This window comes from Massilia sp. (genome assembly GCF_046293535.1).
Taxonomy (GTDB): Bacteria; Pseudomonadota; Gammaproteobacteria; order Burkholderiales; family Burkholderiaceae_D; genus Telluria.
The window spans coordinates 1-16,009 of sequence record NZ_JBKBOV010000064.1; the positions used below are offsets into that span (position 1 = coordinate 1).

Below are 16,009 nucleotides of genomic sequence, written 5' to 3' on the forward strand. Positions count from 1 at the left end.
CCGCCGGCCGCACCGCCCCCCGCCGCCGATGCCGCCGGCGCCGACGGTCTCGCGGCCAGCGGCAGCGGCGCGGCCGGCAGCACCGGTTTCGGCATCGCCGCGCCCGGCGCCCCCGCCGGCACGGCACGCGACGGCGGCACCTTGAGCCTGGCCGGCCCGCCCACCGCATGGCGCCAGAGCCTGCAGGAAGCGCTCGGCGATCGCCTGAACCTCCAGCTCGGCAAGAACGCCGAGCAGGCCGTGATCCGCCTCGATCCGCCGATGCTGGGCCGGGTCGAGATCTCGATCCGCCACGCCGGCGGCAGCCTGGAAGTAAACATCACCGCCACCCATAGCGAGGTGCTGCGCCAGCTCAATACCGTGAGCGACAACCTGCGCAACGACCTGGCCGGGCGCCAATACACGGACGTCTCGGTCAACGTGAGCCAGGCGCCGCGCGCGCAGGCTGCGCAGGCGGGCGCCGGCTTCGGCGCCGATGCGCAGGGCCGCGGCCGCCAGCAGGACCAGGACCAGGACGAGCGCGCACCTGGCGCGGCGCTGGCCGAAGCCAACCAATCCACCACCGCGTTCTCCCTCGGCGGACGCGCTTGAGTACTGAACCATGAACAGCAAAGCCAAACTGATCGCCGCCTTCTTCGGTGTCGCCCTCCTCGCCGCCGGCGCCGCCGGTGGTGCGATGTGGTACCTGGCCCCCGGCCAGGCCGGCAAGGCGGGCGCCACGGAAGCGCCAAAGAAAGCTCCGGAAAAGAAGCCGACCAAGTATGTCACCCTCGACAAGGTGATCGTCATGCTGCGCCGCGCCCCGAACGAGGCGGCGGCCCACTACCTGTCGGTCGACCTGGTGCTGGCCACCACCGTCGAGCAGGAGAAGCAAGCCAAGGAACATCTGCCGCTGCTGCGCAGCATCGTGGTGTCCGCGCTGTCCACCCACACCCTGGCCGAGGCCAACGCCATGACCGTGGACCAGTACGCCGCCCTGCTGAACCAGACCTTCAACGCCAATTATGAAAAGGAAAACCACGAGAAGCCGTTTTCCGAAGTCATGATCGGCAAGCTGATCATTGAATAAAACACGCCCAGCGGGGACATCGTGGCCTATCTAGCCGACCATGCCGACACCAATGCCGCTTCGCTGTATGGCGAGATGCCCGCCAACGCGGGCATGACGCCGGGCGAGGAGCAGCGCCACCTGCTGGCGTACGCGCCGCTGGTCAAGCGCATCGTGCGCCAGCTCAATTCGCAGGTGTCGGGCACCGTCTCGCGCGAGGACATGGAGCAGATCGGCCTGATGGGCCTGCTCGAAGCGCTGCGCCGCTACGGCACCCCGGACCAGGGCTTCGGCAGCTATGCCAGCCTGCGGGTGCGCGGCGCCATCCTGGATGAACTGCGGCGCCAGGACTGGCGCCCGCGCGCGGTGCGCCAGGACAGCCACCGCGTGCGCGACGAACTGCGCGCCCTGACCTGCAAGCTCGGCCGTGAGCCGACCGAGAAGGAAGCCGCCGCCAGCCTGGGCGTGACGCTGGAAGAATTCCGCCAGCATGTGCTGGACGACTGCGCCGAAGAGATGCTCAGCTTCGACGACGTGCTGCAGGAAGCGCTCGACCCTGCGCACAGCACGCCCGGCCCGGAAGAAGCCTACCTGGTGCGCCGCAGCCTGGAACAGGTGCTGGGCAGCCTGAACGAAAAAGAACAGCGCGTGATCCAGATGATCTACGAGTTCGAACTGAGCTACAAGGAAATCGCCGCCGTGCTCGACCTGTCGGACGCCCGCGTCTGCCAGCTCAACAAGAGCGCCCTGGCCAAGATGAAGGCGGCGCTGCAGCGCACCTGATCCGCCAACAGTCAACAAGCAGCAAGCCAACAAGAAAGGCAGTACGTCATGCAGCAATTACTCGGTATCGCGATCGTGCTCGGGGCCGTGTTCGGGGGCTTCACCCTGATGGGTGGCACCTTCGCTTCGATCTTCCACCCGATCGAACTCCTGATCATCGGCGGAGCCGCCTTCGGCGCACTCGTGCTCGGCAATCCGAAGCACGTGCTGGGCGAGATGGCGCACCAGCTGAAGAAGGTCGCGGCGCGCAAGAAGCACGATTCCGAATTCCAGCGCCAGCTGCTGCTCCTGATGTATGAACTGCTGCAGACCGCCGCCGGCGGCCTGAAGGCCCTCGATGCCCACGTCGAGGCACCGTCGGAAAGTCCGCTGTTCCAGCGCTATCCGCGCATCCTGGAAGAGCCCAAGCTGCTGGCTTTCATCGTCGACAACTTCCGTCTGATGGCCATGGGCAAGATCAACGCCCACGAACTGGAAGGCGTGCTGGAACAGGAACTGGATGCCATCCACGAAGAACTGACCCAGCCGGCGAAATCGCTGCAGAAGATCGCGGAAGCGATGCCGGGCTTCGGCATCCTGGCCGCCGTGCTGGGCATCGTGATGGCGATGTTCTCGGTGTCGGGCGGCGCCGATTCGGGCGAGATCGCCGAGAAGATCGGCGCGGCCATGGTCGGCACCTTCATCGGCATTTTCATGTGCTACGGCCTGCTGGAACCGCTGGCCAACCTGATGAAGCAGTCGGTCAATTCCGAAGCCTCGACCATGGAAACCGTGAAGGTGGTGCTGTGCACCCACGTGGCGGGCAAGCCGGCCCTGCTGGCGATCGACGCCGGGCGCCGCCTGATCCAGCTGAACACCAAGCCGAGCTTCGCCCAGCTCGAACAGTGGATCAATGCCATGGGCGGCGAGGATGAATCGCAGAACAAGCGGCGCCGCGGCACCGACCGCATGGCGGGTTGATCGTGTCGAACCTCAAAGACAAACACCACGAAGCCACCATCGTCAAGCGCGGCGGCGGCAAGCATGCGCACGACGAGCACGGCGGCGCCTGGAAAGTCGCCTTCGCCGACTTCTGCCTCGCCTTGATGGCACTCTTTCTCGTCTTGTGGCTGATTGCCTCGCGAGAACAACAGAACCTCAAGAAAATCGTGCGCGACGCCACCGACAGCGGTATGCTCGAGGGCATGGGCCACAAGCCGGCCATCGCATCCGAGCCGAGCGGCAGCATGATCGAGCGCTTCCAGCTGCCGACCGCCGGCGGCAAGGGCAGCAACGATCCGGGCGCGCCGAGCCAGCCACGCGTGGCCTACGAGTCGCCCTCCGAACTGGCGGCCCTGTCCAAGGCGCTGGGAGAAATGAGCCGGGAAGCCGGGCTCGCCGCCAACCTCGACGCCGTCGTGACGCCCTATGGCCTGCGCGTGATGCTGCACGATACCGACAACCAGGGCATGTTCATGCGCGGCAGCGCCCTGCCCACCGGCCGCTTCGTCAAGCTCTTGCGCAAGATGGGGCCGCTGTTCGCGCAGATGGAAAACCAGATGCTGATCGTCGGCCACACCGACTCGTCGCGTTTCGCCGGCCCGGACAAGGGCGGCTACTCGAACTGGGCGCTGTCGACCGACCGCGCGCTGTCGGCCCGCGCCGAACTGCTGGGCGGCGGCATGCGCAGCGAGAGCGTGCTGCAGGTGGTCGGCATGGCCGACCGCGGCCCGATCGACGCGCGGCAACCGCTGGCGGGCGTGAACCGCCGCATCGAACTGCTGATCCTGACCAGCACGCAGTCGCGCCTGGTCGCAAGCATGTTCGGCAAGCCCGGCGCCACCATCCCGCTGGGGAAGGAGGCGTCGATCGAGATGCCGGACGCGGCGGCCCTGGAAAAGCTGCGCGGCCAGTTGCCGAAATGAGGGCCAGCACATGAGCATTCAATCGAAAACCCGAGGACCCCGCATGAAAATCTCCGGCACGATCACTTCCACCGTGAATGTCGGCGCCCAGCCCGTCACCGTTGCGGCCCCGGCCGAGGCGCCGGCCGCGGCGGCGAGCCCGCGCGGCGCCGCCCCTGCCCTGCAATCCGAGGTGCTGCAGCCGGCCGCCGAGGCGCTGCGCGCGATGCCCGATTTCGACGCCGCCCGCGTGGCCGAACTGCGCGACCTTCTCGCCAAGGGCGAGCTGCCCTTCGACGCGGGCCGCCTGGCCGGCCTGATCCAGCGCTTCCATGGCGGAGGCCGCGGATGAGCAGAATGACTCGCCAGCAGGCCAACCTGCTGCTTGCCGACGGCGTACAGGCCGACGTGCGCGACAGCGCCGAAGTGCTGGCCCTGCTGGAACGCCAGTTCGAGGCCGCGCTGCGCCACCGCAGCGGCGAGCTGGCCCGCCTTGCCGAACAGCTCACGCCCCTGCTCGACGCCATGGAAGCGCGGCGCCAGCAGCGCGTGTCGCTGGTGCGCGCCCTGCTGGGCGAAGGCGCGAGCATGGCCGACTTCATCGCCGGCCTGGCGCAGCCGGCGCAAGGCGCGCTGGCCGCGGCCTGGGCCAACCTGGAAAGCACCGTGCAGGCCTGCAAGGCGGCCACCACCCGCAACGGCGGCCTGCTGGCGGAACAATACAGCGTGATGCAGCGCGTGCTGCACGGCGAGGACGACACCTATGCGCCACGCTGATTTTTCGATGCCGTCCATGCAGCCGACGGCGCCGACCGCCGCCACCCGCCCGACCGCGGGCATCGGGGGCGCGACCGGCGCCGGCTTCGGCCGCATGTTCAGCGAAGTACAAGGGGAAGTCGCCGCCTATATCCAGGATGGCGACCGGGGCGCGCCGAGCGGCGCGGCCAACCTGAATGCCGAAGGCGCCATCTGGCGCGCCCGCGCAGCCGGCTTGATCGCTGGCGAGACGGCGGTGGACGGCCCGGATGGCGTGATTGGCGCCAATGCCGCCGGCACGCCCGAGCAGCAGGCCTTCCTGGAAAGTATCGCCCCCTGGGCACAGCAGGCCGCGCAGCAGCTGGGCGTGGCGCCGGAACTGGTGTCGGCCCATGCCGCCCTGGAATCGGGCTGGGGCCAGCGCCCGCTGCGCAACAGCAATGGCGAGTCGAGCCACAACCTGTTCGGCATCAAGGCCGGCGGCAGCTGGCGCGGCGCGGTGAGCGAATCCGCCACCACCGAATACGTGGGCGGCGCCGCGATCAGAACGCGCGAGCGCTTCCGCTCCTACCCGGATGCGGGCGCCGCCTTCCGCGACTATGCCCAGATGCTGATCGATAACCCACGCTACAAGGGGGCGCTGGGCGTCGGCGGCGACGCGCGCGCCTTTGCCCAGGGCCTGGCGCGCGGCGGCTATGCGACCGACCCGGCCTATGCGGCCAAGCTGGAGCGCCTGGCAAGCAAACTACAGGGCAGCGAAGGTTAACAGCGCCAGGCGTTCTACTAGGGCCGGCGGGTGATGCCCGGCGCCATGTCGACCGGCTCGACGGTGCCCGCGCCCGCCACGCGCATGCGCACCACCTGGCCGCTGCCCACGTTGCGCACCCGGACCACGGCGCCTTGCGCGCCGGCGTCCAGCGCTTCGCCCGCCATGCTCACCTCGATGCCTTCGTGGCGCGCCACCATCAAGACCTGGTCGCCGCGCTTGACCACCAGCGGCGCAACGAGCTGGTTGGCACGCAGCACTTCGCCCGCGCGCAGGCTACGGCGGCTGCTCTGGCCGATGGCGGCATCAGGCGTGCCGATGGCGTCGCCGATCAGGGTGACGTCGCGGCGTTCGAGCGTAACGTGATCGACGCTCAGCACGTCGCCGGCCCTGAGCGGCATGGCGGTGACGGCGACCTGGGCGCTGACCCGGGCGCGCACGACGAAATCGTGGCGCCAGCCCTTGGGATCGGGGCAGCGCGCCACGAAGCGCATGCGGCTGTACTGTCGGGTGTCGACGGCCTCGATCTCGACCGGGGCGCTACAGGGCGGAGCCGGACGGGCGCTGACGACGCTGAGCTCGACTTGCGGTTCCGACAAGCCGCTGCTGAGCAGTTGTTTGTCAATTTGCTCACGCGCTTCTTGCTCTACAGCTAAAGAAATAGGTTGCGCGGCGTCGATTGTGGCGCACAAAAGACAGGTTACAATGCCGATGGTTGCCGTACGGAAAGCAATCATTGTTAAATAGAGGCCTTAAAAACGCCATTTTACCGAAACAAGCGGAAGTAGAACCGACAGAGGATCGCCATGACGATTAATTTTAAGGAAGCCCTCGGCGTGCACGCCGACGCGCTGCAGCTGCGCGCCGAACGTACCCGCGTGCTTGCCGCCAATATCGCCAACGAGAGCACGCCGGGTTACACCGCGCGCGACATCGACTTCGCCGCCGCCCTGCAGGAGCAGATCGATGCCGAAGCGGGCGAGCCGACCCTGTCGTCCGGCGGTCCGCTGTACCGCGTGCCCTTCCACCCGAGCGCCGACGGCAACACCGTCGAGATCGGCGTCGAGCAAGCCGCGTTCTCGCAGAACGCTTCCGATTTCCAGACCAGCCTCACCTTCATCAACATGAAGCTGCGCGGCCTGGCCAAAGCCATCAACGGCCAGTAACAGGACACCCGAACATGGGCTTCAAAGACATCTCCAATATCGCCGGGTCGGCCATGGCGGCCCAGACCGTGCGCATGAACACGATCGCCAGCAACCTGGCCAACGCCAATGCCGTGTCCGGCTCGGAAGCCGAAGGCTACCGCGCGCGCAAGCCGGTGTTCGCCTCCATCATGGGCGAGGACGGCGCCGCCCAGGTGCAGGTACTGGACGTGGTCCAATCAAGCGAGCCGCTGCGCAAGATGTACGAACCGGACAATCCGGTGGCCGACGCCGACGGCATGGTCTACTACGCCAACGTCAACGAAGTCGCGGAGATGGCCGACATGATGGCCGCTTCGCGCGCCTTCGAGACCAACGTCGAAGTGATGGGCCGCATCAAGAACATGCAGGCTTCCCTGCTGAAGATGGGCGAAGGCTGATCCCGATGACCACCACCACCGGCACTTCCAATTCCTTCGGCTTCCCGGCGTCCACCACCCCGGCGAGCGACAAGATCGCCACCGGCGTGGCCACCAGCGAGAACAAGGACATGTTCACCAAGCTGCTGGTCGCCCAGATCCGCAACCAGGACCCGCTCGCGCCTTCCGACCCGAGCCAGTTCGTGAACCAGCTCTCGCAACTGTCGCAGACCGAGGCGCTGCAGCAGCTGGCCCAGACCACCAGCGCCAGCGCCAGCGTGCTGCAAAGCCTGCAGGTGCTGGCCATGGGCGCCCAGGTCGGCAGCGCGGTCTCGGTCGAGACCAATCGTGTGCGCCTGGACGGCGACAAGATCTCCGGCAGCGTCCAGCTGGGCGGGGCCAGCAGCGCGACCAACCTGGTCCTGACCGCGGTCGACGGCAAGCAGACCCGCGTCAGCCTGCCCGCCCATGGCGCCGGCAGCCTGCCGTTCACGATCGACCCGGCCAAGCTGGGCCTGGCGCCGGGCAACTACGGCATCAGTGCCGAAGCCTCGGACGGCACCAAGCCCGCGATCGAAGTCACGGGCCGTCTCGACAGCGTGCGCATGTCGGCCGGCGGCGGCATCCTGCTGCAGGTCGCCGGCGTGGGCGAGCTCGACCCATCGAGCGTCACTGGCTTCAACGGCAAGGCTCGAGCCCTGGCCTCTCTGGATCACTGAAAGGAATTTACATGAGCTTCAATATCGCACTGTCCGGCATCAAAGCCATCAACGAAGAGCTGGTCACCGTTTCGAACAACATCGCCAACGCCGGCACCTACGGCTTCAAGAGCAGCCGCGCCAACTTCGCCTCGGTGTATGCCGGCGAGCAGGCCAACGGCGTCCAGGTCGGCTCGCTGACCCAGAACATCGGCCAGAACGGCAGCCTGGTCACCACCGGCCGCGGCCTCGACGCCGCGATCCAGGGCCGCGGTTTCTTCACCAGCCGCGACGCCCAGGGCGTGATGCAATACACCCGCGTCGGCATCTTCAACGCCAACAAGGACGGCTACCTGGTCGACGCCGCCGGCCGCAACGTGCAGGGCTACGGCCCGACCGTGGGCGGCGTGCTCGGCATGATGGGCGACATCAAGATCCCGACCGGCCAGATCGCGGCCAAGGCCAGCACCGGCGTCGCCTACGTGGGCAACCTGTCGTCGGACTGGAAAGCGCCGACCACCACCACCTTCGACCCGGCCGACGCGACCAGCTACAACATGGTCAAGCAGTCGGTGCTGTTCGATTCGCTCGGCAACCAGCACACCGTGTCGCAGTATTTCGTCAAGGCCGCGGCCCCGGCCCCGGACAACACCGTCGACGTGCACTACGCCTTCGACGGCGCTGCGCCGATCGCGACGACGACCCGCCTGACCTTCGATACCAACGGCAACCTGCCGCCGTCGATGAAGAGCGCCTCCCTGCCCGTGCCGGCGCCGGGCGCCAGCGCGCTGAACATCGTCATCGACTACTCCGGCACCACCCAGTTCGCCGGCGAAGCCACCACCACCACCAACCGCAGCGACGGCTATGCCTCGGGCAGCTTCGTGGGCGTGGAACTGGCCGAAGACGGCTCGATCGTGGCCAAGTACAGCAACGAACAGCAGCAGGTGGTCGGCACCCTGGCGATCGCCACCTTCCCGGACGAGGGCAGCCTGGTCCAGACCAGCGACACCAGCTGGGCCGCCAACAACGCTTCCGGCACGCCGCTGTACAGCACCCCGGGCATCGGCCTGGCCGGCAAGCTGTCCAAGGGCACCCTGGAAGGCTCGAACGTGGACATCACCTCGGAACTGGTCGGCCTGATGACCTCGCAGCGCAACTACCAGGCCAACTCGAAGGTGATCACCGCCGAGAACCAGATGATGCAGGCCCTGATGCAGGCGCTCTAATCCATGGATAAACTGATCTTCACCGCAGTCAGCGGCGCCGAGCGTACCCTGCGTGCGCAACAGGTGCGCGCCAACAACCTGGCCAACATCGAGACCGCGGGCTTCCGCGCCAACCTCGAAGTGGCCGCCACCCAGGCGATGCAGATGGGCTACGGTTACGACAGCATGCACCTGTCGAAAATCGATGCCGACACCATCTCGACCCGCGCCGGCGCGGTGCGCGAGACCGGCCGCCCGCTCGACGTCGCCATCAACGGCAACGGCTACCTGGCGGTCCAGTACGGTGAGGGCGAAGCCTATACCCGCGCGGGTGCAATCGACATCGACGCCGAAGGCAACCTGTCGGTGAACGGCCATCCGCTGATGGGCGAAGGCGGCCCGATCGTGCTGCCGCCGCACCAGGCGGTGGAGATCGGCACTGACGGCACGATCTCGGTGCTGACCGAAGGCGCGACCCTGATGCAGGCGGTCGACAAGCTGCGCCTGGTGAATGCCGAGGGTGCGGAACTGACCAAGAACGAAGCGGGCCTGATCGTGTCGCGCACCGGCGACCCGCTCGAAGCGGACCCGAACGTCACCGTGCGCGGCCGCGCCCTCGAGGGCAGCAACGTGTCGGCGGTGGAAGAGATGGTCGCCGTGATGAGCCTGAACCGCAGCTTCGAAATGCAGATGAAGCTGTTCAAGGCCAGCGACAGCATGAACGAAGTGGGCAACCGCCTGATCGGCGCCTGACGCCAAACCACACAATTAGGGAGTACCCATGAATCCAGCAATGTGGATCAGCAAGACCGGCGTGCAGGCACAGGATGCCAAGCTGCAGGCGATCGCCAACAACCTGGCCAACGTCAACACCGTCGGCTTCAAGCGCGACCGCGTCGTGTTCGAAGACCTGTTCTACCAGGTCGACGCCCAGCCGGGCGCCCAGAGCGCGGACAACACCGTCTCCAACGGCGTCCAGCTCGGCAACGGCACCCGCATCGTCGGCACCCAGAAGGTCTTCACCAACGGCAGCATGCAGACCACCAGCCAGCCGCTGGACGTCGCCATCAACGGCGCCGGCTTCCTGCAGGTGCGCCGCCCGAACGGCGAGCCGGCCTTCACCCGCGCCGGCCAGCTGCAGGTCGATGCCAACGGCACCCTGACCAATGCCCAGGGCCTGCCGCTGGTGCCGCAGATTACCGTGCCGCAGAACGCCACCGCGATCACCATCGGCGAAAACGGCATGGTCTCGGCCACCGTCGCCGGCTCCACCGCGCCGCAGGAACTGGGCCAGCTCACGCTGACCAGTTTTGTGAACCCGGCGGGCCTGCTGGCACTGGGCGAGAACCTGTTCCAGGAAACCGGCGCCTCGGGCACCGCCAACGAAGGCCGTCCGGGCGACGGCGCTTTCGGCAAGCTGAAACAGGGCGCGCTGGAAGGCTCGAACGTGCAGGTGGTCGAAGAGATGGTCGACATGATCGCCGCCCAGCGCACCTACGAGATGAACACCAAGGTGCTGTCGGCTGCCGACAACATGCTCCAGTACCTGGCACAGGCCGCACGCTAAACAATGAAACTCCTTACCGCGGCGCTGTGCGCCACGCTGTTGACAAGTCTGCTGACCGGCTGCGCCTCCGCGCCGCCGCGCCAGGCCATGAACGACGACGACGACGATTTCGTGCCGATGGCGCGCATGGCCTCGCGCGGCGTCTCGGGCGGCGTGTTCACCGGTGAAGCCGTGTCCCTGACCTCGGACAGCCGCGCCTACCGCGTGGGCGACGCGGTCACGGTGATCCTGCAAGAAACCACCCAGGCCAGCAAGCGCGCCGGCACCAGCTTCTCGAAGGAATCCTCGGCCGGCGTGTCGCCGATCGCGGCGCTCGGCAAAACCTTCGGCAAGACCGCGATCGACCTGTCGGCCGAGCGTGAATTCCAGGGCAACGCCACCAGCACCCAGCAGAACGCCCTGTCCGGCGCGCTGACCGTGATCGTGCAGGAAGTGCTGCCGAACGGACTCTTGCGCGTCGCCGGCGAGAAGAACCTGACCCTGAACCAGGGCGAGGAATTCGTGCGCCTGAAAGGCTTCATCCGCGCCCAGGACATCGACAACGACAACCAGGTGTCCTCGCTGCGCGTGGCCAACGCCCGCATCGCCTATTCGGGCAAGGGCGCGCTGGCCGACGCCAACCAGCCGGGCTGGCTGACCCGTTTCTTCAACAGCCCCTTGATGCCGTTCTGAGGACGACATGATTCAAAATTTTAGTGTTACCCGTGGTTTTCGAATCATGTTATGCGCCGCCGTACTCGGCGCAGCCGCCCTGCCCGGCGCCGCCAATGCGGCGCAGGCGCTGCGCAACCTGGTCAGCGTCGAAGGCGTGCGCGAAAACCCGCTGGTCGGCTACGGCCTGGTGGTCGGCCTGAACGGCAGCGGCGACTCGACCCAGGTCAAGTACGCCAGCCAGTCGGTGGTCAACATGCTCAAGCAGTTCGGCGTGCGCCTGCCCGAAGGCGAGGACGCCAGGAACAAGAACGTGGCCGCCGTCATGGTTTCGGCCGTGTTCCCGCCGGGCTACCGCCGCGGCCAGGCGATCGACGTCACGGTGTCCTCGCTGGGCGACGCCAAGAGCCTGCGCGGCGGCACCCTGCTGCTCACCCAGCTGCGCGCGGCCGACAACGAAGTCTATGCCCTGGCCCAGGGCAACCTGGTGGTCGGCGGGCTGAACGCCACGGGTAAAAGCGGTTCCTCGGTGACGGTGAATACCCCGACCACCGGCCGCATCCCGAACGGCGCCATGATCGAGCGCGAGATCGCCACCGATTTCGCCACCCGCCCGCAGGTGATGCTGCGCCTGCGCCAGCCGCACTTCGAGACCGCCACCAACGTGGTCAATGCGATCAACGCCAAATACGGCCCGATCGCCACCACCGCCGACGGCACCAGCGTCGAAGTGGTCGCGCCCACCAACCCGACCGAGCGCGTGGCCTTCATGGCCAGGCTGAACAACCTGCCGGTGGAAGCCGGCGTCGAGGTCCCGAAGGTGGTGTTCAACTCGCGCACCGGCACCGTGGTCATCGCCGACGGCCTGCGGGTGAAAGCGGCCGCCGTCACCCACGGCTCGCTCAAGGTGATCATTTCGGAAAGCGCGCGCGTGTCGCAGCCGGGCCCGTTCTCGCGCGGCCAGACCGCGGTGACGCCGGAATCGAAGCTGTCGGTGGACCAGGGCTCGGGCCAGATGTTCCGCTGGCCGGCCGGCGCCAGGCTGCAGTCCATTATCGACGTGGTCAACAGCCTGGGCGCTTCGCCCGACGACATCATGGCGATCCTGCAGGCCCTCGACCAGGCCGGCGCGATCGAAGGCGAACTGGTGGTGATTTGATGAAGATCGACCAACACCAGCCAATCCCGCTGAAGGGAACCGCGGAGGCGCCCGTCGCCCCTGCCGCCGACCAGCCCGATCCCGCATCGGCGGACCGCGTCTACGTGGCGAAAGCCACCAAGGCCGCGGTCGAGTTCGAACGCTTCTTCATCTCGCACATGCTCAAGGAGATGCGTTCCTCGACCCGTGCCATGGCCGCCGAGGACAGCGTGTTCAACAACCGCGTCAACCAGGACATGCAGGACATGGCCGACGACCTGCTGGCGGGGAACATGGCCGGCAACCGCGCCTTCGGCATCGCCGACGCCATCCTGCGCCAGCTCGTCCCAAGCGCCACTCCGGTAGCCAAACCCGGCAACAAGGCCTGACGCGCAAAGCTTTGTGCGCAGGACTTAATGAAAAGTAATAAGCGGTCGCCTTTACCAGGTGTCCCCCCGCTCGAGGAAGAACCAGCACCATGGCCATCATCAACAACGCCCTGTCCGGCGCGCTTGCCGCCCAGGTCGCGCTGACCACCAGCAGCCACAACATCGCCAACCTGCAGACCAAGGGTTATACCCGCCAGGCCGCCCTGCTCACCGCGGTCGGCCCGGACGCCAACCCTCGCTCGCCGGGCAATGGCGTGCAGGTGTCTTCCCTGCTGCGCTTCTCGGACAACTATAAAAGCCAGGCCATGTGGCGCGCCGCCGCCGACCTGGGCGCGTATTCGCAGACCCAGCCCTACCTGAGCCAGCTCGAAAACGTGATGGGCGACGAGACCGCCAGCCTGTCCGCCGGCATCGACCAGTTCTTCGGCGCCCTCAATGCGGTTGCCGGCGACCCGGGCTCGACCCCGCTGCGCCAGCAAGTGCTGACCTCGGCCGGCCTGATGGCCGAGCGCTTCAACGGCCTGAACAACGTCTTCAATGCCCAGTTGCAGTCGGTGCGCAACCAGCGCAGCGCGATCGTCGATTCGGCCAACGCCCAGATCGCCACCATCGCGCGCCTGAACCAGCAGATCAGCCAGGCCCAGGCGGGCGGCCTGAGCTCGTCCAGCCTGATCGACGCGCGCGACCAGGCGATCGACGAACTGGCCAGCAAGATGGCGCTGGAAGTCTCGGACAACGGCGACGGCACCCGCGACATCTCGCTGAAAACCGGCCAATCCCTGGTGCTGGGCGGCATGCACGGCAGCCTGAAGGCGGCGCCGACCGCCACCTCGCCGCAGGAATTCTCCCTGAGCTTCGCCGGCACCACCTATGTGCTCGATGCAGTCAAGCTCGGCGGCCAACTGGGCGGCCTGGCCAAATACGAAGCCGAAAAACTGGTGCCGCTGCAAACCGGCATCGCCGACATCGCCCGCCAGATGGCGGACAAGGTGAATACCCAGCTCGGCCTGGGCCGCAAGCCGGACGGCAGTGTCGGCAGCCCGCTGTTCGTCTACACCCCGGGCAGCAACGCGGACATGCTGAAGGTGGTGGACGGTTTCGTCGCCAACGACCTCGCCTTCTCCGCCGATGGCACCCCGGGCGATACCGGCAACCTGCAAAAACTGCTTGGCATCAAGAGCGAGTCGATCACGGTGACCTCGATCGGTCCGGTACTGCTGAGCGATGCCGATGCCCAACTGGTCGGCAAGCTCGGTGTCGACAGCCAGCTCAACAAGGCTGCGCTGAAGACCACCCAGACCGTGCGCACCCAGTCGGTGGACGACTGGCAATCGACCAGCGGCGTGAACCAGGACGAGGAAGCGGTCAACCTCGTCGAGTACCAGAACATGTACCAGGCGAACATGAAGGTCATTGCCATCGCCAACCAGCTCTTCGACGCCACGCTGGCGATGATGGGTTAAAGGAATCATCATGCGTATCGCCACTTCCCAGTACCAATCATTGATGAACCAGTCGCTCCAGAACAACCAGGAGCGTATCACCCACCTGACGCAGCAGCTGGCGTCCAACAAGCGCATCCTGGTGCCTTCGGACGATCCGGTCGACAGCGTCCGCCTGGCACGCCTGGCGCGCGAAGAAGCGACCGTGCAGCAGTACCGCGACAACATCGCGTCGATCAAGATCCGCATGAACAAGACCGAAGGGACTTTGCAGAACATGACGGACGAGATGATTCAGGGCCGCGACCTGCTGGTCTGGGCCCTGGACGGCAGCAACGCGCCGGAAGACCTGAACGCCATGGTGACCTCGCTCGAATCCTTGCGCGACAGTCTGCTCTACAACGCCAACTCGATCGACCAGGAAGGCAACTATAATTTTTCGGGTACGCTGACCAAAACCGCACCGATCGCCTACGATCCGGCGGCGGACCTTGGCAAGCGTTACACTTACGTCGGCAATACGAATTCGCAGAACGTCGTGGTCGGCAACGGCATCACCCAGCCGGCCAACCAGAACCTGAACGGCATCGAACACCTGCTGAACCACCTCGACGTGGCCATCGCCGGCCTGAAGGCGCCCGGCGCCTCGGCCAACGATCCGGTGCTGCGTGCGACCCTGAGCGCCACCCTGAACGGCTTCGACGACGCGCTCAGCCTGACGAGCAGCAAGGTGGCCGCCCTGGGCGGCGCGCAGAACATCATGAAGACCCTGGACGCAAACCACGCCAACATCAGCCTGTCGAACAAGATTGCGATTACCGACATCGGCACACTCGACGTGGGCGAAGCGGCCACCTCGCTCAACGCGTATTCGACCGCCCTGCAAGCCACGTACAAGGCCTATAGCCGCATCGGCACCCTGTCCCTGTTCTCGGTGTTGTAACACGATCAATCAGTATGGAAGCAGCCCTCCGTCCAGCCAACCCGGCGAATTCGCCGATCAACAACTCCGTTGCCGCGTCCTCGACCGCCGCGACAGCGCGCCCCACCGCGATCAAGCCGCTCGATCCGGATAGCCGCGCCGTCACCCGGGCCGCGCCCGTCGCCGCCCCGCTCCAGCGCGGCATCAAGTGGGATACCCGGCTGCAGGGCGACGTCGCCCGGGCCCAGCAGGCGGTCGACTACCTCGCGCGCGTCGCTTCCCAGCTCGAAGCGCTGAAGGCCGACCTGAGCGCCAAGATTTCCGGCCGCGGCGACCCTGCGCGCCAGATCGAAGCCCGTTCCCAGCAACTCGCCAGCGCGCTCGAGTCGCGCCGCAAGCAGGCCGGCGGCGGCGTCGACGCCCAACTGGATTTCAGCGACGGCCAGCCGGCCATGACGCGCTTCCGGATCCGCGGCTTCGACCTCGCCGCCCTGCAGTCGCCGGACCGGCAGACCTACGCCTTCTCGGTCGGCAGCGCCGGCGGCCCGCAGCTGAGCGCAACCATCGAGCCCGGCATGACCCCGGAAGAAATCGCCGCCCGCCTCGACCGTACCCTGTCGCCGGTGCAGGTGCGCGTCGGGCTCGACAAGCAGCAGCAACTGGTGTTCAGCGCGCCGGAGTCGGAATGGTCCGGCATCAAGGATGCGATCGCGATCTCGGGCCGCGGACGTGTCGACGTGGCCGAGGATCCGAGCGGCCTCGCTCCGGAACAATGGGATGTCGGCAACCCCGACGCCTTGCGCCAGAGCCTGCGCGAAGTGGTGCAGGCCCTGGCCCGGGTGCGCCGCTCGCAGGATGCCGCCGGCACCGTACTGAGCGCCGCCATGGCGCGTGTCGACCAGCCAGCCATTCCGGAAGCGGAGCTGGCGGCCATCAGCGGTGACTTCGCGTCCACCGCGGCCAGCCATGATTACCAAGCGCTGCTGGCCATCACCTCGGCCCTGGTCGGCGTGAGCCGGGAACGGGTGCAGGCGCTGCTCGGACTGCGCTGATCTGTTTCGCGCATGAAAAAAGCTCTCCCTGAACTGAACCCCAAAAGTTGGACACCAACTTTTGGGGTTTTTTCATGACGAAGTACGATGAGCGCTTCAAGCTCTCGATAGTGCAGCAATACCTCGATGGCAAAGGCGGCTA

21 protein-coding genes are annotated in these 16,009 nt (G+C 66.8%); 20 read left to right on the forward strand and 1 reads right to left on the reverse strand.

Features of this window, described 5'->3' with window-relative positions; all coding sequences use genetic code 11:
• From ACK4S9_RS22050 to flgJ, 8 genes are all read left to right on the forward strand, one after another.
• Window positions 1-591: flagellar hook-length control protein FliK (locus ACK4S9_RS22050; protein WP_409729897.1), on the forward strand; the 591-nt coding region annotated here is incomplete at its 5' end.
• Window positions 592-601: 10 nt separating this feature from the next.
• Entirely contained in the window at window positions 602-1,069 is a 468-nt protein-coding gene (fliL, locus tag ACK4S9_RS22055) for a flagellar basal body-associated protein FliL (protein ID WP_409729899.1), read from the forward strand.
• Between the two features lie 21 nt (window positions 1,070-1,090).
• Entirely contained in the window at window positions 1,091-1,831 is a 741-nt protein-coding gene (locus tag ACK4S9_RS22060) for a FliA/WhiG family RNA polymerase sigma factor (RefSeq protein ID WP_409729901.1), read from the forward strand.
• Window positions 1,832-1,879: 48 nt separating this feature from the next.
• Complete coding sequence (gene motA, locus ACK4S9_RS22065) at window positions 1,880-2,791, forward strand: flagellar motor stator protein MotA (protein WP_409729903.1); 912 nt, start codon at window positions 1,880-1,882, stop codon at window positions 2,789-2,791.
• A gap of 2 nt (window positions 2,792-2,793) precedes the next feature.
• A complete protein-coding gene (locus tag ACK4S9_RS22070; RefSeq protein WP_409729905.1) occupies window positions 2,794-3,735 on the forward strand; it encodes a flagellar motor protein MotB in 942 nt (313 codons plus the stop codon).
• Window positions 3,736-3,778: 43 nt separating this feature from the next.
• Window positions 3,779-4,066, forward strand: a complete 288-nt coding sequence (gene flgM / locus ACK4S9_RS22075; RefSeq protein ID WP_409729907.1) for a flagellar biosynthesis anti-sigma factor FlgM — start codon at window positions 3,779-3,781, stop codon at window positions 4,064-4,066.
• On the forward strand, window positions 4,063-4,491 hold the full coding sequence (gene flgN, locus ACK4S9_RS22080; protein WP_409729909.1) for a flagellar export chaperone FlgN: 429 nt from the start codon (window positions 4,063-4,065) through the stop codon (window positions 4,489-4,491). Before flgM ends, flgN begins: the two co-directional genes overlap by 4 nt.
• Window positions 4,478-5,236, forward strand: a complete 759-nt coding sequence (gene flgJ, locus ACK4S9_RS22085) for a flagellar assembly peptidoglycan hydrolase FlgJ (protein WP_409729911.1) — start codon at window positions 4,478-4,480, stop codon at window positions 5,234-5,236. Before flgN ends, flgJ begins: the two co-directional genes overlap by 14 nt.
• Window positions 5,237-5,253: 17 nt before the next feature.
• Here the strand turns inward: flgJ and flgA are convergent, their stop codons facing one another.
• Window positions 5,254-5,835, reverse strand: coding sequence for a flagellar basal body P-ring formation chaperone FlgA (flgA, locus tag ACK4S9_RS22090; RefSeq protein ID WP_409729913.1), 582 nt, complete (start codon window positions 5,833-5,835; stop codon window positions 5,254-5,256).
• Window positions 5,836-6,042: 207 nt separating this feature from the next.
• Here flgA and ACK4S9_RS22095 point away from each other — a divergent pair, with 207 nt between their 5' ends.
• The 12 genes from ACK4S9_RS22095 to ACK4S9_RS22150 all read left to right on the forward strand — a co-directional run bounded on the left by ACK4S9_RS22095 (window position 6,043) and on the right by ACK4S9_RS22150 (window position 15,867).
• The gene (locus tag ACK4S9_RS22095; protein WP_409729915.1) at window positions 6,043-6,402 is read left to right on the forward strand and encodes a flagellar basal body protein; all 360 of its coding nucleotides are present in this window, start codon (window positions 6,043-6,045) and stop codon (window positions 6,400-6,402) included.
• A 14-nt stretch (window positions 6,403-6,416) separates the two neighbouring features.
• Window positions 6,417-6,821, forward strand: coding sequence for a flagellar basal body rod protein FlgC (flgC, locus tag ACK4S9_RS22100; RefSeq protein ID WP_409729917.1), 405 nt, complete (start codon window positions 6,417-6,419; stop codon window positions 6,819-6,821).
• Between the two features lie 5 nt (window positions 6,822-6,826).
• On the forward strand, window positions 6,827-7,519 hold the full coding sequence (locus ACK4S9_RS22105; protein WP_409729920.1) for a flagellar hook capping FlgD N-terminal domain-containing protein: 693 nt from the start codon (window positions 6,827-6,829) through the stop codon (window positions 7,517-7,519).
• An 11-nt stretch (window positions 7,520-7,530) separates the two neighbouring features.
• On the forward strand, window positions 7,531-8,727 hold the full coding sequence (locus ACK4S9_RS22110) for a flagellar hook-basal body complex protein (protein ID WP_409729922.1): 1,197 nt from the start codon (window positions 7,531-7,533) through the stop codon (window positions 8,725-8,727).
• A gap of 3 nt (window positions 8,728-8,730) precedes the next feature.
• Complete coding sequence (locus ACK4S9_RS22115) at window positions 8,731-9,459, forward strand: flagellar basal body rod protein FlgF (protein WP_409729923.1); 729 nt, start codon at window positions 8,731-8,733, stop codon at window positions 9,457-9,459.
• 28 nt (window positions 9,460-9,487) lie between these two features.
• On the forward strand, window positions 9,488-10,273 hold the full coding sequence (gene flgG, locus ACK4S9_RS22120; RefSeq protein WP_200880030.1) for a flagellar basal-body rod protein FlgG: 786 nt from the start codon (window positions 9,488-9,490) through the stop codon (window positions 10,271-10,273).
• 3 nt (window positions 10,274-10,276) lie between these two features.
• Window positions 10,277-10,945 (forward strand): flagellar basal body L-ring protein FlgH, encoded by a 669-nt coding sequence (gene flgH / locus ACK4S9_RS22125; protein WP_409729925.1) that lies wholly within the window; start codon window positions 10,277-10,279, stop codon window positions 10,943-10,945.
• 46 nt (window positions 10,946-10,991) lie between these two features.
• Window positions 10,992-12,083, forward strand: coding sequence for a flagellar basal body P-ring protein FlgI (locus tag ACK4S9_RS22130; RefSeq protein ID WP_409729927.1), 1,092 nt, complete (start codon window positions 10,992-10,994; stop codon window positions 12,081-12,083).
• Window positions 12,083-12,451 carry a rod-binding protein gene (locus tag ACK4S9_RS22135; RefSeq protein ID WP_409729929.1) on the forward strand — a complete coding sequence of 123 codons (369 nt, stop codon included), beginning with the start codon at window positions 12,083-12,085 and terminating at the stop codon, window positions 12,449-12,451. Before ACK4S9_RS22130 ends, ACK4S9_RS22135 begins: the two co-directional genes overlap by 1 nt.
• Before the next feature lie 89 nt (window positions 12,452-12,540).
• A complete protein-coding gene (gene flgK / locus ACK4S9_RS22140) occupies window positions 12,541-13,914 on the forward strand; it encodes a flagellar hook-associated protein FlgK (protein WP_409729931.1) in 1,374 nt (457 codons plus the stop codon).
• 10 nt (window positions 13,915-13,924) lie between these two features.
• The gene (flgL, locus tag ACK4S9_RS22145) at window positions 13,925-14,836 is read left to right on the forward strand and encodes a flagellar hook-associated protein FlgL (protein WP_409729933.1); all 912 of its coding nucleotides are present in this window, start codon (window positions 13,925-13,927) and stop codon (window positions 14,834-14,836) included.
• Between the two features lie 14 nt (window positions 14,837-14,850).
• Window positions 14,851-15,867 (forward strand): hypothetical protein, encoded by a 1,017-nt coding sequence (locus ACK4S9_RS22150; protein ID WP_409729935.1) that lies wholly within the window; start codon window positions 14,851-14,853, stop codon window positions 15,865-15,867.
• Window positions 15,868-16,009: the final 142 nt, after the last annotated feature.

Coding starts and splice junctions, on each gene's coding strand:
- flgN (WP_409729909.1), top strand. CDS start 4,063: ATGAGCAGAATGACTCGCCAGCAGGCCAACCTGCTGCTTGCCGACGGC.
- flgJ (WP_409729911.1), top strand. CDS start 4,478: ATGCGCCACGCTGATTTTTCGATGCCGTCCATGCAGCCGACGGCGCCG.
- ACK4S9_RS22110 (WP_409729922.1), top strand. CDS start 7,531: ATGAGCTTCAATATCGCACTGTCCGGCATCAAAGCCATCAACGAAGAG.
- flgG (WP_200880030.1), top strand. CDS start 9,488: ATGAATCCAGCAATGTGGATCAGCAAGACCGGCGTGCAGGCACAGGAT.
- ACK4S9_RS22150 (WP_409729935.1), top strand. CDS start 14,851: ATGGAAGCAGCCCTCCGTCCAGCCAACCCGGCGAATTCGCCGATCAAC.
- ACK4S9_RS22135 (WP_409729929.1), top strand. CDS start 12,083: ATGAAGATCGACCAACACCAGCCAATCCCGCTGAAGGGAACCGCGGAG.
- motA (WP_409729903.1), top strand. CDS start 1,880: ATGCAGCAATTACTCGGTATCGCGATCGTGCTCGGGGCCGTGTTCGGG.
- ACK4S9_RS22105 (WP_409729920.1), top strand. CDS start 6,827: ATGACCACCACCACCGGCACTTCCAATTCCTTCGGCTTCCCGGCGTCC.
- ACK4S9_RS22095 (WP_409729915.1), top strand. CDS start 6,043: ATGACGATTAATTTTAAGGAAGCCCTCGGCGTGCACGCCGACGCGCTG.
- flgK (WP_409729931.1), top strand. CDS start 12,541: ATGGCCATCATCAACAACGCCCTGTCCGGCGCGCTTGCCGCCCAGGTC.
- flgH (WP_409729925.1), top strand. CDS start 10,277: ATGAAACTCCTTACCGCGGCGCTGTGCGCCACGCTGTTGACAAGTCTG.
- ACK4S9_RS22115 (WP_409729923.1), top strand. CDS start 8,731: ATGGATAAACTGATCTTCACCGCAGTCAGCGGCGCCGAGCGTACCCTG.
- fliL (WP_409729899.1), top strand. CDS start 602: ATGAACAGCAAAGCCAAACTGATCGCCGCCTTCTTCGGTGTCGCCCTC.
- flgM (WP_409729907.1), top strand. CDS start 3,779: ATGAAAATCTCCGGCACGATCACTTCCACCGTGAATGTCGGCGCCCAG.
- flgC (WP_409729917.1), top strand. CDS start 6,417: ATGGGCTTCAAAGACATCTCCAATATCGCCGGGTCGGCCATGGCGGCC.
- ACK4S9_RS22130 (WP_409729927.1), top strand. CDS start 10,992: ATGTTATGCGCCGCCGTACTCGGCGCAGCCGCCCTGCCCGGCGCCGCC.
- flgL (WP_409729933.1), top strand. CDS start 13,925: ATGCGTATCGCCACTTCCCAGTACCAATCATTGATGAACCAGTCGCTC.